Genomic DNA, 14,555 nt, shown 5'->3' on the forward strand with positions numbered 1-14,555 from the left:
GAGGAATAAATGTGTTGTTCGACCTTGGTGTTTTGCATGGAAGCACCCCAACAGCAATGAATTTCACCCCAATCAAATCGTCTCATCAATTCGATATCTCTCCAGTACGGCTTATTGTGCGAACCTCTCTCATTTAATACTATTCCGTACTTCGTGAGTTCATCTGTTTGTTGTAATAAGCGTATAATATTCAACGCATCACTATAAAACATAACAACATTTTTAGCTTTGATTGTTGGCCATGACAATAGTGCTTCTTGACGATGTTCTGGAAATTGTTTTAAACGATCAATGTCTTTACTCTTTTGCCATAATAGTTTTCTAACAATAAAGCAAGCTTTCTCAGTAAACTGTTCTCTTTGATTAGAAAATATTGTATAGTAACGCAAATCCCCATTCGATATATCAACCATGAATCTATAAATTGGCTCACAATAAACCTTATCCTCATATTCAGTTCTTTTAACATGAATATACGCTAATTGCTCACTACAAAAATTAACAATTGCTTGGTAAACGTACATTGGTATTTTGTATGGATAACACACTTCCTTTATGATTGAAGCATTACCATTCTCAATAAACCTTTTACTATTCATTTTTTTGTCTCTCTATCTACCAGTAGGTATTGTATCAACATATTCCGGAGTACCGCCACTTTTAGGAATTGAATAAACTTCACCTGTCTTTGGATTCCAATATAAATCAGCCTTACTCTTCCCAGTTTTATCCTTGATTGACTGAGTGTAACCTTCTCCACCTAGGTCTTTAATTTTGCTATCTGGAAGACAGCGGTACGGGTATCTTTATGCAAGTCCATACCGACATATATGTAATTTTCTCTTCTCTGCATATCATCCCTTCTTTTGTCCTGCCATCCACATAAAGCCCGAGTACCGGCAACCTCAGATGATAGCCTTCGTTCTCAGAACGGGCAAGGGCGCGACAGCCTATCTACCGCAAGGCTCACAGTTTCAAACAGGTTATTTGCTTTGGTGTGTGATGCTAACTCTGTCTGAAAACTATTGCAAGTCATTTCTGCGGTAAAGTGAAAAGCATCAAACCCCCTTATACCCCCCTCTGGCGCAAATTTTACCGCAGAAGAGATTTCCTGTACCCCATGGTTCACCATGAACCATGGGGTACAAGCCAGTTTACATGTTCGTTACTGGCAATTTACAGAAGCTGCTCGTTACATTTTCATAAATATACTCGTTATCCGGCGTTTAAAATACTTAGCGCCGTGAGCCACCGTGTGTCGCTGTGTAGCGTTTTAGTCACCACCATAATGTGTTTGCCCCTTCGGCAAAAATGAAACCGGATATGGCGACTTTCTGAGAAAAAACCTTTCTCTTCAAAATGCGCCACAAAATGTGTTTCGTCATCTCAATCACAGGATGAACCATGGGGTCGAAAACTGTGCAGGTTAAAGCGCCGGGGTCCACAGCGCCCCGGCACGGCTTACATCAGCCCGCATTGCGGGCTGAAAGCACATAGGTATCGGGGTCGGATTTGACGCAATGGGGTTTTAATCGGGGTCGTGCCCTGTGGACGCCGCATTTATCAAAGGTTACATAGGGGTCATTGCTGACCCCTATGTAAGTTAAAGGGCCCAATTTCCGGACAGTATCAAATGCTTAAGTGACATACAAATTAATACCCAAGTCTATTCCCAATTCTGCTATTCTTTTTAATAATTTATTATTTATACTGATGCCTGCTTGATCTTTAGTTGAGAAAAAATAGCCACAATAAAAATCCATCTTGAAGCCCTCGTTAGTTAGCTTCACTAACACATCTTTTTTAGACTCAATACGTTCTAAAATATTTATTATATGATCCTCAAGTCTGTTGTTTTTATCCAGTTTTGAATTTATACTCCATATTCCAATATTAAAAGGAGCGTAAGTTATTATTTTACCACTTTTAGACTCACCTGTTCTAGAATCTCCTTTTTTATGAGCTATGTCGGGTTCAAGCCCTAGCAATAACGTTATTTTAGGAGGTTCTAAATTATTTCCTATTATCCTGAATGAAACTGAAAAATAGTCATGAGGTTTCTGCTCTTGATTTTTCATATTCCTGACTCTCCTTGTTATCTAATACTTTTTGCTCCACCTTGAGTTAGACTCCCCAGCCATTCTTTACTTACTGGGTCAAACACATTACCTGTCATATTAAATACCACATTATCCGCTGGCCCTCTTCCAGCGGCTTGTTTAATTTCATGTAGCCTTTCGCTAGCAAGTTTAGGATCAATGCCGTGATACTTTTCAAGTTGGTTATATACAGTTTTTGGATCCTTAATAACTCTGGCGTTGCTTGGCAACTTAGGCACGTCAACTTTCCCCGCGCCCTTAGCAAACGTCGAGCTATCACGAGAACCTCCGCTTGAGTCTTTCGAAAATTGTTTATAAGCATCTTTTACATTGCTGTATCCAACACCGGCGTGTGTTGCACCGGCTGTACTTAACGCAAGACCGCCGGCAGACACTGCCAGGCCAGGTGCTACCAGGGCGCATCCAGATATTATAGCGCCGGCCCCACCTGCTGCAATAAGAGTTCCCCCTCCAAAAAGCTCTAGTAATCGCTGAAAACACTCGGTATTCCAAACAAACCGGAGTTGCTTATTTCCCAGAGAAATCCTGCAGTTAAAGGACCGATATCTTCGGCACATAATCCAAACGGGTCTGTATATAACACCGGATTGCTGTTCACATAGGCGTATCTGTTCAGGCTCTGCCCCTCGTCGATGCTCCCCAGCAGCACATCCAGGTTGATGAACCTCTTGATGTCTGGATTATAATACCGCGCCCGCAGGTAATACAAGCCGTTTTCATCGCTCATCACCCCGTACTTTCCATTGAAAAGGAAGGGGGTTTCGCTGCCCCAGTTGTAGTCTAGCAGTTCCCCGCAGGCGCTGTAGCTAGATTCGTCGATTATCTCGCCACCTATGTCGGTTAAAGCTACGGTGCTCCCCCGGTAGTCGTAATGGTAGACCCAATAGTCTCCATATATGTCTTCCGAACCGACCAGACCCTGCGCTCCGTATATATAGTAGGTATTGTCTCCTCTCTAGTCGGTACTCATAGCATCCGGCCTGTGGAGTCATAGACGTACTTCGTGGTCTGTCCATCTGATGTGAAGGCAATCCGGTTACTCTCCGCATCGTAGGTATAGGTGAGATCCTATGATTAATTGAAATATAAAAGCTGACACATTACCTCGGGATCAAACATGACCTCTATGATTTAATGCATACTCAATCTTCTTTTTTTCAGATTGAGATAAGTATTTCTCCGCAACAGCACCATACAACTCAACAAATCTTTTATAGTCCTTTTCCTTCCACGCAATAGCTGCTTTTGGTCTAATACTAGCCAAATTCATATTTGCAATATACTGGTTAAAATTTTTGGTAGTAAATTTATCCAATCTATTATAAAATAGTTCATCACCCAATATAGCATCTATTGCATATTTTGTTACCAACTCCGCCATAATAGGTATAAATTTTTTTATTCCCTCTGCATTACTTGTCTGGAAAGGAGTAAAAGATTCATTTGTTTCTAGTTCAATAATATCTTTTAATGAGTATTTAACCTCATCAGTCCTGCTATTGCCTATAAAACCAATTTCGAGACCTAACTCATATGACCCTCTACCATGATAAACATTCACAAAAACTACCCTTGATTCATATCTGACAAACGTAATATCGGTTTCTATACACTTAAAACCATAATCATTAATTAAGAATTTAAAATATTTTAAAACCTCATCTTTAAAACCAAGCTTATATCTATTTTTTCCTGCTTCGAATAGTACCAATAATAACACTACCTTCCTAATATCCAGGTGGGTACCAATAATGTGTAACGGGGTCATATTTCCAACCATGGTTTTCTAAAAGATTTCTTTCCATTCTCAAAAAACCAGTATTGTTTTCTAATTTGCCTGTTGCTGCATTTACAGAAGCATCTCTAATCGGAACACCTCTATTCATTTCTTGTCTCAAAACACTTGAATTCTGCTTCCAATTAGCCTTTGGGTCTCCTAAGTTTGGTAGTTTCTCAGCAATTGTATACTCTCCCTTTTTTATTGTACCGGACATTGTCAGATCATCCATTTTCCCAATAACAGCATTCCCCGTGCCCTTATTTAACTGCTTCCCGGCGCTCTTTGCGACCTTTATCACATCACTGGCATCATCTAGCCTACTTACGGCCTTTATCCCGTACTTTACTCCCTGGGAGAAGTAACCAACTCCAGGAATAGAGGCCAGACCGCTCCATCCGAAATTGGTCCAGTCTCCCTCTGCGGCATACCAGATGGCGTTTATTGCGTCAAACGCCATCCCACCTACCGGGATCATCCCCCCCACGTCGAAGGCCATATGCCCTGCTTCCCCCGACTCTACACATGTGCCGAAGGGGTCCACATAGCTGATGGGATTGCCGTTGACATAGGCGTATCTGTTCAGGCTCTGCCCCTCGTCGATGCTCCCCAGCAGCACATCCAGGTTGATGAACCTCTTGATGTCTGGATCATAATACCGCGCCCGCATGTAATACAAGCCGTTTTCTGTGTCGCCTCTCACTCCCAATGGTCGGGGGGAGTAAGATTTTTTTTTCTTTGCTTTTTATGACGTAAATGATGCATTCTGATTGGCATATGGATTAATTATTGACATGACAATCATCACGGGAGGGTAAATAGCGAGAAGGGAAACCCCTATGGCCAGCCCGCCGAGTTCCCCTTCCCCACAAAAACACTGAAATGATTATACTCGAAACTCCTTTAACTATCCAGTCTTATCTTGAATTAGGCAGCTACCCTTCCCCTTTTTAACCCTGATTTAACTCAGCCCGGGATCTTCGCTGCTGCCTTGGCCTTTTCCGGTTTCTTCTCCAGTTCCTTGGCAAATTCCTCATCCCGCATAGCATTCTGGTAACCAGGATCCTGGAATGAATATTTAAAGTTGGTGTGTTCATCATAACGGTTCTCTAACAGAGCAACAACATCCTCCACAAACACCAATTCTTCATCTGTGGGGATCACAAATACTTTGACCTTAGAGTCTGCTGCAGAAATATCGGACTCTGAGTTTCTGGTCATGGCCACCTTGTTCTTTTCAGGATCAATCTTGATTCCCATAAAATCCAAGCCATCCATTGACCGAGCCCTGATATCAGGAGCCATCTCACCCACACCCGCGGTCCAAACCACAGCATCGACACCACCCAGAGCAGCGGCATAGGCACCGATATATTTCTTGAGGCGGTAGCACTCCAATTCAAAGGCCAATTCCGCTCTCTTATCCCCGTCAGCCATAGCTTCCAGGACATCGCGGCGGTCTGTGAATTTACCGGTAATCCCCAGCAAACCGCTCTTCTTATTGATAATCGTCTCCATATCTTTCGGGGAGAGATTTAACTTCTGCATCATGTAGAAACCTACTGCGGCATCAAAATCCCCGGCACGGGTACCCATAACCAGACCCTCCTGAGGTGTGAAACCCATGCTGGTATCGTAGGAAATCCCTTTCTTAACCGCGTTGGCGCTGACACCATTACCCACATGGAGCAGGATCAGGTTAATATCAAATGGGTCTTTCCCGAGAAGAACAGCTGCCCTTTTGGCAACATAGAGGAGTGATGTCCCGTGGAAACCATAGCGGCGCACCTTATTCTTTTCGTACCAATCATAAGGCAGAGCATAGATAAACTGTGGCGGTTTCATGGTCTGGTGCCAGGCGGTATCCATCACTGCCATATGCGGCACATCAGGTAAAATACCCACAGCTGCCTCAATTCCCAGAATATTTGCGGGGTTGTGCAGAGGTGCCAGGTCCTGAATCTCTTTAAATGCCTTGATCACTTCATCATCGATAATTACAGACTTGGCAAACCTTTCTCCCCCATGAACGACCCTGTGGCCTACAGCATCGATCTCTTTAACATCTTTTAGAACCCCGTGTTCCGGATTTACCAGGAGTTCCAGAATCAACTCCACAGCCTCCCGGTGGGTGGGGCACTCCCTTTCTATTTTGACCTTATCACGCCCGGTAGCCTCATGCTCGCAAAAAGAACCCCCAATGGTCACCCGCTCTACGATTCCCTTGCACATGATGTTTTTGGCGTCCCAGTCATAGACCATGTATTTGGCAGAAGAACTCCCGCAGTTTAAGACGAGAATTTTCATATTTTTTTCCCCCTTCCCTTGATTTTAATCTCTTTTGCCGTAAGGCACCATTGCCTTAACAGCCACGATAGCAGCCACATTGACAATATCTTCGACCGAAGCACCGCGAGAAAGGTCATTGATCGGTTTATCCAAGCCCTGGAGCAGCGGCCCATAGGCCTCAGCCTTACCCAGGTACTGTGTAAGTTTGTAGTTAATATTTCCGCTGTCCAGGTCCGGGAAGATAAGGCAGTTGGCCCTTCCTGCCACAGCACTGCCAGGGGCCTTTTTCTTGCCAACTCGCTCTACAAGAGCACTGTCCCCTTGTAACTCACCGTCAATGGCTAGATCCGGCCTCTTTTCATTGGCAATCCTTGTTGCTTCAATTACCTTGTCAATACGCGGGTGTTTAGCACTGCCCTTTGTGGAATAAGAAAGCATAGCAGCATAAGCTTTCTTGGCATTGAAGATGTTTTCTATGGTTTCACATGTAGTAATAGCAATATCTGCAAGTTCTTCTGCAGTGGGGTCAGGATTTCCACCGGAGTCCGCATAAAGGAAGAATCCCTTTTCTTCATCGGGGGCAAGATCAGGATATTGACAATCCGGGACAATCATAGCAAAATATGCCGAGACAAGAGAAATTCCCGGTGCTGTTTTGACGATCTGAAAGGCAGGCCTTAAAACATCTGCTGTGGTATTCGAGGCTCCAGCCACCATGCCATCCGCATCATCAAGCTTAACCATCATAGTTCCGAAATAAAGAAAATTCTCCAGAGCTTTTTTGGCATCATCAAGTGAAGCAACCTTTCCCTTTCTGAGCTCAAAAAACTTCTCAGTATATTCATCGAGCTTGTCCGCCTTTAAGGGATCGATGATCTCAAGGTTGTCGATGTTTGCTCCGGCTTCTTTAGCCTTTTGATTTAGTTCGTCCTTGTCCCCCAAAAGGATCACTTTGCCGAGATCAACTTTATCGATTATCTCAGCAGCAACCAGTGTTCTTGCATCATCTGTTTCAGGCAAAACAATTCTTTTTTGGCCCTGGCGAGCCTTTGCCCAGACACCCTCCATAATTTGATTTTTTGGTGCCACAACAGCCATTCACTTTTCCCTCCCATAAATACTTTTTTTAATAGTAACGACCGATACCCCAACAAAAGAGGTACCGGATGCCCCCGCACAAAAAAAGCATTTCCCCTGATGTGCATATTATTCCATCGAAGCACTATTATTATTGTGCATCCCTTAATAATTTCTGTGGTACTGATTATTTAGCCTGTGATGCTATCTCTGGAAGGAATAAATAGTACCTGATGGGTGCGATCTCAGGGGATAATTTGATACTGAATCTCCTTATTAAGGTTATATTTTCTACACCCGGTTTGTATAATCCTTCCGGGACAAACTATTTTTCTGTAAAAAGGAGTATTTATCATGAGATGTAAGAATACTTTCTTTTCAAAGAACCGTAAAGCAGTAATTGCTCCCTGTTTTTTTACAGCACTCTGCCTTCTCTGTGCTCTGGGGATAATCTGCTATCCACAAGCATCTTTCCAGGCGGCACAACGGGGACTAGAAACCTGGTGGGAAATCGTGATCCCCAGCCTGCTACCCTTTTTTATTATTGCTGAACTGCTCATGAATCTTGGATTTGTGGCATTCCTGGGCGCTCTTCTTGAACCCGCGATGAGGCCTCTTTTCAACCTGCCTGGCTCCAGCGGTTTTATCATCGCTGTCAGTTACCTTTCCGGTTTTCCACTCTGTGCGATCCTGTCCAATAAACTCCGCCGTGCAGGTCTATGCACAAAAAATGAAGGAGAACGACTGCTTTCCTTTACCAGCAATGCCAGCCCACTGTTTATGCTGGGAGCTGTAAGCATCGGCATGTATGGAAACCCAGCCCTGGGTCCTTTGATCGCAGGCATCCATTATCTTTCCAACTTGATCTGCGGTCTGGTTCTTAAAACATTTTCACCCTCACAGGCATCTGCTGCTCTTAAAAAAAAGAGGGTTTTACGGGGCGCTCTGAAGGCTTTTGCGGCTTCATCCCAACTTAGAACAAAGGGTTTTGGGCAGTTGCTCGGTGAAACAGTACGCAACACAGGCTTAACACTGATAACCATTGGAGGTTTTATTACTTTTTTCTCAGTGTTAGTTGGTATTCTTCAGGAAGCAGGTATTTTCAATCTTTTACTGCAACTTTTCTATCCCTTAACCGTTTTTCTCAATATTGATACATCTCTGCTGCAGGGCATCTTCTATGGTTTCTTCGAAATCACTATTGGAATCAAGGAAGTAAGCAACAGTTCCTCGGATTTGCTTGCCCAACTGCTGGCAATCGAAGTTCTATTAGCCTGGAATGGACTGGCCATTCAGGCACAGGTAACAGGGATGATTATGGATAGCGATCTTATGGCAACCAAGTATTTTCTAACCAGGCTCCTGCAGATCCCTGTGGCAATACTGATCACTTTTTTAGTTTTTCTGCTGCCACTGGAGGAAATGCTTGCTGTGAAAGCCATCTCCGGGGCCAGCATTTCACCACTCCTCTGGGGAGGAGCAGTAGCCCTGTTGAGTATGATCATTTTCCTGGTGTTAAGTTTGGGGCACTGTTTACCCAAGATCCCTCGCAAGAAAATCATTATCATCCGCTAAATGCTATTTCATCTGATTCAGTTCATCTCTTGCCTGTCCAATTACTGTCAAGCTTTGACTGAGGTTGTTTTCCAGCCTGTTCAGAATATCATCAGCATAATCTGCTGCACCGCTTTTGATCTCCTGGGCCAGGCGCTTTGACTGGACAATGATCTCTTCTGCATTTTCTTTAGCCTGTCTAACAACTTCGCTTTCATCTGACAGGCGTTTGATTTCTTCTCTTGTATCCGAGATAATTCGCTCAGACTCCTGGTGAGCCTCCTGTATAAGGCGCTCCCTCTCCTTACTCAACCACTTGGCCTGGTGGATCTCTTCCGGAAGAAGAGTTCTGATCTTGTCAACATATTCCAACAAAGCCTCTTCATTGATCAGCACCTTTCCCAGCACCCTTTTGCTGTTATCAATCATGTCCTCCAATTCATCCAATACATTGAAGATATTTAAGTCCATTCTCCTCACACCTCAGGTTTTTTATTTGTGTATTTGGCACACAACTGCTTTGCCACCTCTTTGGATACAAAACCACTGATATCTCCGCCGAGACTGGCAATTTCCTTGACAATGCTTGAACTTAAAAATGAGTACATAGGTTGAGCCACAAAGAAGATTGTTTCCAGATTCGGATAAAGATTGCGGTTTGTCAGGGCCATCTGGAACTCATATTCAAAATCAGAAACAGCACGAAGTCCGCGCACAACAACTTGGGCGTGTTTTTCTTTTGCAAAATCAACTAACAATCCACGAAAAAAACTAAACTTCGACATTATCTAGATGATGGCATTCCCTGGCAATCATCTCTACCCGTTCTTCAATGGTGAACAGAGGGTCCTTTCCACTGTTAACACTGACTGCTACTATAACCCGGTCAAATATTTTGCTAGCTCGAGAGATAATATCCAAGTGACCGTGTGTAAAAGGGTCAAAACTACCTGGGTAGATCGCGATTCCCATTTCACCCCCACCCTTCCCAGTTATGAAAACAAACTTTCACTGTCAGCAAAAAAACATCAATATACTATCACCATACTTTTCTTGCCTTAAAGGATTTTTTTGAACCTTAATTTCTTCTTTTTTGGCACTGCGGGTAATAATCAAACCCCCTGGTACCAGAAGATCTAGCTCCCAGATTAAATCTAAAGTAGGTTCTATTAAACCCTTCCTGAAAGGGGGATCCACAAAGATTAGATCAAACCGGTATTCTTTTTGGCTTAGTAAATAAAGGCCTCTGATGATATCACAGATATATACTTCGGCTTGTTCTGTAAATCCTGTTATTGCAAGATTTTCCCTGATTAATTCAGCATTGAGGGGATCTCTTTCCACAAAGCAGGCCTTTAAAGCTCCCCTGCTCAATGCTTCAATCCCAATACTGCCGCTGCCGGCAAAGAGATCCAGAAAGAGACTCCCTGGCACCTGGTTCGTGAGTATATTAAATAATGCTTCTTTCACAAAATCTGTAGCCGGGCGAAGGTGTTTTACATTTCTGGTTTTTAAGCGTTTTCCCTTGGCAATTCCGCCGATAACACGCAGACGCGACATCTTCTCACCTGTAATCATTGACATGTAACAAAATTATACCCTTCCAGCCCATCTTTTACAATTAAAGATTCTAATAACATCAATCTGGCATAAAATACCTGCATAACAATGAATAAAAAGTTTATATTGGGCAAAAATAGAACTGGCTAAGGGTCTTCATGGGGAGAGCAGTCACAACATGAAGTCGCAGCTCACAAAGCAGCACAGATTATGGCATGCTCTCCACCCATGAGCTCTTCCTCCAGTTTCTCCTCTCCCACGCCATTGAGTTCGTTATACGTTCTCAATGGCGAGCAGATTGAGCCGTAAGTTATTAACATAGCTTACGGCTTTATTTTTTTTCCGACCTCCGACCTCCGACCTCCGGCTTCCGGCTTCCGGCTTCCGGCTTCCGGCTTCCGGCTTCCGGCTTCCGGCTTCCGGCTTCCGACTTCTATTTTATATAGAGCTCCCTGATTTTTATGAAATCTTGCCATACCGGTTTTTTCTTGCCGGCATCATGCAACAGTGCAGCCGGATGGTAGGTGGGAACAATCTGGATTCCGCCCTTTTCGAAAACCTTTCCCCTTACAGCACCCACTGCAGCCTCATTATGCACCAGGTATTGAGTTGCCAGCAACCCCAGGCAAACGATCATGCGCGGCTGAATGAGCTCAATTTGCCGGGCTAAATACACAAAACAGCAGTCTGCCTCTTCTCTGATGGGAGTACGGTTTCCTGGAGGGCGGCATTTGACGACATTGGTAATATAGAGATCCTCTCGCCGGAAGCCGCTGGCGATAAGAATCTTGTTGAGGAGCTTCCCCGCATTCCCCACAAAAGGGCGTCCCTGCCTTTCCTCTTCGCCTCCCGGGGCTTCCCCGACCAACATCAATCTAGCTGCTGGGCTGCCTTCACCAAAAACCACACCGGAAGTAGTGCTCCGCAGTTTACAGCGCCGACACTGAACACAATAGTCAGCTAATTGATCGAGGTTTCTTAAGCGATCCAGATGGATCAGCCATTCCATAAAAACTTCACCTCCAGTAAACATTCGACAATTTTATTTAAAAACCATTTTTTTAACATTGTTTTTTGACTAAAGGTATAAATGTATAATAATTGGAGAACCCTAAGGGAAAGCATTCGGGTAACTAAAGGGGAATAAAATTGAACAGTTTTAATAGTTTACATTATCATCTGCATACTGATCTTGCTTTAGAGGCACGCGACCTGGTGCGCGGAGCAACCGGACGAGAGATATCCGGGGTAAGTGAAGAACAACAAACCTTTCCTCACTGTTCTGTAACTATCATTAAAATCATGGACGAAAATGCGGAAAAGGTTATGGGTAAACCCCGCGGTACATATATCACCATTGAGGCTCCTGAACTCAAGTTTAAATCTCCTGATGTTCAGCAAAGTGTGGCAGATGTTCTCGCCCAGCATCTTAAAAATCTATTACAACTTACCGGACAGGAGACAGTTCTGATTATCGGATTGGGCAACTGGCAGGCAACACCCGATGCTTTAGGACCCTCTGTTGTTCAAAACACCTTGATCACACGCCATCTCTTTCAGCACATGCCTGAGGCAGTGGAGAACTATCAATCAGTATGTGCCTTGGCCCCGGGTGTTCTGGGAATAACAGGCATCGAAACCGCAGAGATTATTCGGGGAGTTGTAGAGAAGGTTCAACCAAATGTAATTATTGCTATTGATGCCCTGGCAGCTGCAAATATATCCCGTTTAGGAACAACCATCCAAATTGGAGACAGTGGTATTACTCCCGGGTCCGGGGTAAGCAATAAAAGGGCTGAAATAAGTTACCAAACAATGGGAGTTCCTGTTATTGCCATTGGAGTGCCAACAGTGGTCAATGCAGCCCTTATTGCTAAAACCACGCTAGAAACATATTTTGCTAAGTTCTCACAGGGTAAGCAACATCCGGTTTATATCCAAGAAACTATAACTGATGTTTTTGAGCCTTTTCATGGCTCATTGATTGTAACCCCTCGCGAGATAGATGATCTTATTCAAAATGCAGGACGAACAATCAACACGGGAATCACCATGGCTATACATCAGAAAGTACCTCAGGAGGAATTACAGGCACTGATTTAAAAAAATATCAGGCGGATATTTTATCATCCGCCTGACAACAGATTTTTCATTTTTCTTTTTGAACTTTTTTTATTGGATTGTGGTCTGGGGCTGCTGCTGGCCGGCAAGACCCTGCTGATACTGCTGAATCATCCGCCTGACCATAGCCGCCCCCGACCGCTCCACAATCCCTGGAAGAAATGTGTCCCCAATAATCACCCTGAATCTGGTTAGTTATACCTACTTCATTGGCCATTTCATATTTGAACTGGTACATTGCCTTATTAGCTTCCGGAACGAGCAGTGTGTTCCTCTTTTGTCCCTGTCCCATATAAATCCCTCCTTTTAGTTATTATTGAATAGTTCCGGTCGTTTGATTCGTAGCTGCAATGGTCTGGGAAGGGCTTCCCTGCTGCGCGATTTGCTGTTCAACCGTTTGAATCATCTGTCGAACCATACCGCCACCTACTGCACCACAGTCTCTGGATGATACGTGTCCCCAATAATCACCCTGAATCTGATTTTCGACACCAACCTCCCGGGCCAATTCGTATTTGAACTGGTACATCGCCTGACTGGCTTCGGGAACGAGAAGTTTGTTTCGTTTTTGGCCAGAACCCATCTTTATCCCTCCTTTCTTGTGATGTTAGTATTTACGATTTAAAGTTTTTTATCCTAGAAGTATTTCCCGAAACACATCTGTTTTATACAGGTATTATGGCTATTTTCTATTATTAGTTTGATCAAAAAACATTTCTCGCATACAAGTAAGATCAAACCAAAAAAACCTCAGTCATCCCTCACTGAAGTTTTTTTTCTTATTTATCGATTTTTTGTTTTTAATTTTTAAATTTATATTTTTAAACCGTAAACCAGAGAAGGAAAACGAAAATAGATCTCTTCCCATAACTCTTCCCCAGGCGATTTTAAATTTTTAACAATATTTTTTATTTTTAAAAATTGTGAAGTGTCTCTAAAGACATCAACAACACGGAAATCAGAATAACCATGCTGCCTTTTTCCTAACAGCTCACCTGGTCCTCTTAAGGCGAGGTCCTTTTCAGCAACCTGAAAGCCATCATGGTTTTGGACAAGTATTTTGATGCGTTCCCTTGCTTCTTCTGTCTGGGGATTACCGATTAAAACACAGAAACTCTCCTGGCTTCCCCTTCCCACACGCCCCCTTAATTGGTGAAGCTGGGCCAGACCAAAGCGCTCCACTCCCTCGATAACAATAATACTTGCATTGGAGACATCGATCCCCACCTCAATAACAGAAGTGGCTACTAAAAGATCAACATCCCCTCTCCTAAAGGCATTCATTACTCCTTCTTTTTCCTGGAGCTTCAGCCTTCCATGGATCAGCGCAACATTAAAATCTGAAAATTCCCTTTTAAGCTCCTGAAAACGCAGCACTGCTGCCTCTACATCCAGGTGATCTGATTCCTCGATCAGCGGGCAAACCACATATGCCTGGCGGCCGGCTTCTAATTCTTTTCTGACAAAGCGGTAAACCCTGTTCTTTTCCGAAGAGGGCATAAAATAGCTTTTTACTCTTTTTCTTCCAGGGGGTAGTTCATCGATCACCGATAGATCCAGGTCGCCATAGACCGTTAGAGTCAAGCTGCGTGGTATAGGAGTAGCTGTCATAATCAAAACATCCGGAGCAGCTGCTTTAGACAGCAAAATATCTCGCTGTTGGACGCCGAATCTGTGCTGCTCATCGATAATCACCAATCCGAGGTTAGCAAACACAACCTCCTCTTCAAGAAGGGCATGAGTACCGATCATAATATCTGTTGTGCCGCTTTTTAATAACTCCAGGCACTGTTCCCTTTCCTTTTTCCCCAGGGCGCCTGTAAGCAAATCTACACGTACCCCTAACTGTGATACGAGCCTGCTGATCCCTAAAAAGTGTTGTTCTGCAAGAACCTCAGTAGGAGCCATGAGAACACCCTGGTAACCCGCAGCAACAGTATGCAGAAGTGCGTAAAGAGCCACAACAGTTTTTCCACACCCTACATCCCCCTGCAGAAGGCGGTACATTCTGGTAGCACTCGAGAGATCCCTTTTAATTTCATTTCAGTGATTACACG

General features: G+C 43.8%; 16 protein-coding genes and 2 pseudogenes. 2 read left to right on the forward strand and 16 right to left on the reverse strand.

Annotated elements, in window-relative coordinates; translation table 11 throughout:
• The 8 genes from SSCH_RS11300 to pta all read right to left on the reverse strand — a co-directional run.
• On the reverse strand, nucleotides 1–599 hold a 599-nt coding region (locus SSCH_RS11300; RefSeq protein WP_044665555.1), incomplete at its 3' end, for a hypothetical protein.
• Nucleotides 600–1,637: 1,038 nt separating this feature from the next.
• A complete protein-coding gene (locus SSCH_RS11305; RefSeq protein ID WP_044665556.1) occupies nucleotides 1,638–2,078 on the reverse strand; it encodes a DUF4279 domain-containing protein in 441 nt (146 codons plus the stop codon).
• A gap of 17 nt (nucleotides 2,079–2,095) precedes the next feature.
• Nucleotides 2,096–2,494: a hypothetical protein gene (locus tag SSCH_RS16855; protein WP_052835595.1), complete on the reverse strand. Its 399-nt coding sequence runs from the start codon at nucleotides 2,492–2,494 to the stop codon at nucleotides 2,096–2,098.
• 86 nt (nucleotides 2,495–2,580) lie between these two features.
• Nucleotides 2,581–3,054, reverse strand: coding sequence for an RHS repeat-associated core domain-containing protein (locus SSCH_RS17695; protein WP_084711129.1), 474 nt, complete (start codon nucleotides 3,052–3,054; stop codon nucleotides 2,581–2,583).
• 177 nt (nucleotides 3,055–3,231) lie between these two features.
• Nucleotides 3,232–3,831, reverse strand: coding sequence for a hypothetical protein (locus SSCH_RS11320; protein ID WP_044665559.1), 600 nt, complete (start codon nucleotides 3,829–3,831; stop codon nucleotides 3,232–3,234).
• Between the two features lie 16 nt (nucleotides 3,832–3,847).
• Nucleotides 3,848–4,600 carry an RHS repeat-associated core domain-containing protein gene (locus SSCH_RS11325; protein ID WP_198142419.1) on the reverse strand — a complete coding sequence of 251 codons (753 nt, stop codon included), beginning with the start codon at nucleotides 4,598–4,600 and terminating at the stop codon, nucleotides 3,848–3,850.
• Between the two features lie 263 nt (nucleotides 4,601–4,863).
• On the reverse strand, nucleotides 4,864–6,204 hold the full coding sequence (locus SSCH_RS11330) for an acetate kinase (protein ID WP_044665561.1): 1,341 nt from the start codon (nucleotides 6,202–6,204) through the stop codon (nucleotides 4,864–4,866).
• 24 nt (nucleotides 6,205–6,228) lie between these two features.
• Nucleotides 6,229–7,284, reverse strand: a complete 1,056-nt coding sequence (pta, locus tag SSCH_RS11335; RefSeq protein ID WP_084711130.1) for a phosphate acetyltransferase — start codon at nucleotides 7,282–7,284, stop codon at nucleotides 6,229–6,231.
• A gap of 333 nt (nucleotides 7,285–7,617) precedes the next feature.
• Between pta and ylbJ the strand changes: the two genes are divergently transcribed.
• Nucleotides 7,618–8,838 carry a sporulation integral membrane protein YlbJ gene (gene ylbJ / locus SSCH_RS11340; protein ID WP_044665562.1) on the forward strand — a complete coding sequence of 407 codons (1,221 nt, stop codon included), beginning with the start codon at nucleotides 7,618–7,620 and terminating at the stop codon, nucleotides 8,836–8,838.
• Nucleotides 8,839–8,841: 3 nt separating this feature from the next.
• Here ylbJ and SSCH_RS11345 read toward each other — a convergent pair whose 3' ends face one another.
• The 5 genes and pseudogenes from SSCH_RS11345 to SSCH_RS11360 all read right to left on the reverse strand — a co-directional run bounded on the left by SSCH_RS11345 (nucleotide 8,842) and on the right by SSCH_RS11360 (nucleotide 11,386).
• The gene (locus SSCH_RS11345) at nucleotides 8,842–9,288 is read right to left on the reverse strand and encodes an ATPase (protein WP_044665563.1); all 447 of its coding nucleotides are present in this window, start codon (nucleotides 9,286–9,288) and stop codon (nucleotides 8,842–8,844) included.
• 5 nt (nucleotides 9,289–9,293) lie between these two features.
• Nucleotides 9,294–9,789 (reverse strand): annotated as a pseudogene (coaD, locus tag SSCH_RS11350) (pantetheine-phosphate adenylyltransferase).
• A 42-nt stretch (nucleotides 9,790–9,831) separates the two neighbouring features.
• Nucleotides 9,832–10,395 carry a 16S rRNA (guanine(966)-N(2))-methyltransferase RsmD gene (gene rsmD / locus SSCH_RS11355; RefSeq protein ID WP_232294388.1) on the reverse strand — a complete coding sequence of 188 codons (564 nt, stop codon included), beginning with the start codon at nucleotides 10,393–10,395 and terminating at the stop codon, nucleotides 9,832–9,834.
• Nucleotides 10,396–10,568: 173 nt separating this feature from the next.
• Nucleotides 10,569–10,697: a hypothetical protein gene (locus SSCH_RS21145; protein WP_269746191.1), complete on the reverse strand. Its 129-nt coding sequence runs from the start codon at nucleotides 10,695–10,697 to the stop codon at nucleotides 10,569–10,571.
• Nucleotides 10,698–10,810: 113 nt separating this feature from the next.
• Entirely contained in the window at nucleotides 10,811–11,386 is a 576-nt protein-coding gene (locus tag SSCH_RS11360) for a uracil-DNA glycosylase (protein ID WP_044665564.1), read from the reverse strand.
• 140 nt (nucleotides 11,387–11,526) lie between these two features.
• On the opposite strand from SSCH_RS11360, the gene gpr reads away from it, so the two are divergent.
• Nucleotides 11,527–12,480, forward strand: coding sequence for a GPR endopeptidase (gene gpr, locus SSCH_RS11365; protein WP_044665565.1), 954 nt, complete (start codon nucleotides 11,527–11,529; stop codon nucleotides 12,478–12,480).
• 69 nt (nucleotides 12,481–12,549) lie between these two features.
• Here gpr and SSCH_RS11370 read toward each other — a convergent pair.
• The 3 genes and pseudogenes from SSCH_RS11370 to SSCH_RS11380 form a co-directional block, all read right to left on the reverse strand.
• Nucleotides 12,550–12,790: pseudogene (locus tag SSCH_RS11370) on the reverse strand (small, acid-soluble spore protein, alpha/beta type).
• 21 nt (nucleotides 12,791–12,811) lie between these two features.
• Entirely contained in the window at nucleotides 12,812–13,081 is a 270-nt protein-coding gene (locus SSCH_RS11375) for an alpha/beta-type small acid-soluble spore protein (RefSeq protein WP_044665566.1), read from the reverse strand.
• 230 nt (nucleotides 13,082–13,311) lie between these two features.
• Complete coding sequence (locus SSCH_RS11380) at nucleotides 13,312–14,505, reverse strand: ATP-dependent DNA helicase RecG (RefSeq protein WP_232294391.1); 1,194 nt, start codon at nucleotides 14,503–14,505, stop codon at nucleotides 13,312–13,314.
• Nucleotides 14,506–14,555 lie beyond the last annotated feature (50 nt).

The sequence above is a fragment of the Syntrophaceticus schinkii genome (assembly GCF_000946815.1).
Classification (GTDB): Bacteria; Bacillota; DSM-12270; order Thermacetogeniales; family Thermacetogeniaceae; genus Syntrophaceticus; species Syntrophaceticus schinkii.

Coding starts and splice junctions, on each gene's coding strand:
- SSCH_RS11305 (WP_044665556.1), bottom strand. CDS start 2,078: ATGAAAAATCAAGAGCAGAAACCTCATGACTATTTTTCAGTTTCATTC.
- SSCH_RS11330 (WP_044665561.1), bottom strand. CDS start 6,204: ATGAAAATTCTCGTCTTAAACTGCGGGAGTTCTTCTGCCAAATACATG.
- pta (WP_084711130.1), bottom strand. CDS start 7,284: ATGGCTGTTGTGGCACCAAAAAATCAAATTATGGAGGGTGTCTGGGCA.
- ylbJ (WP_044665562.1), top strand. CDS start 7,618: ATGAGATGTAAGAATACTTTCTTTTCAAAGAACCGTAAAGCAGTAATT.
- SSCH_RS11345 (WP_044665563.1), bottom strand. CDS start 9,288: ATGGACTTAAATATCTTCAATGTATTGGATGAATTGGAGGACATGATT.
- rsmD (WP_232294388.1), bottom strand. CDS start 10,395: ATGATTACAGGTGAGAAGATGTCGCGTCTGCGTGTTATCGGCGGAATT.
- SSCH_RS21145 (WP_269746191.1), bottom strand. CDS start 10,697: ATGTTAATAACTTACGGCTCAATCTGCTCGCCATTGAGAACGTATAAC.
- SSCH_RS11360 (WP_044665564.1), bottom strand. CDS start 11,386: ATGGAATGGCTGATCCATCTGGATCGCTTAAGAAACCTCGATCAATTA.
- SSCH_RS11375 (WP_044665566.1), bottom strand. CDS start 13,081: ATGGGTTCTGGCCAAAAACGAAACAAACTTCTCGTTCCCGAAGCCAGT.
- SSCH_RS11380 (WP_232294391.1), bottom strand. CDS start 14,505: ATGTACCGCCTTCTGCAGGGGGATGTAGGGTGTGGAAAAACTGTTGTG.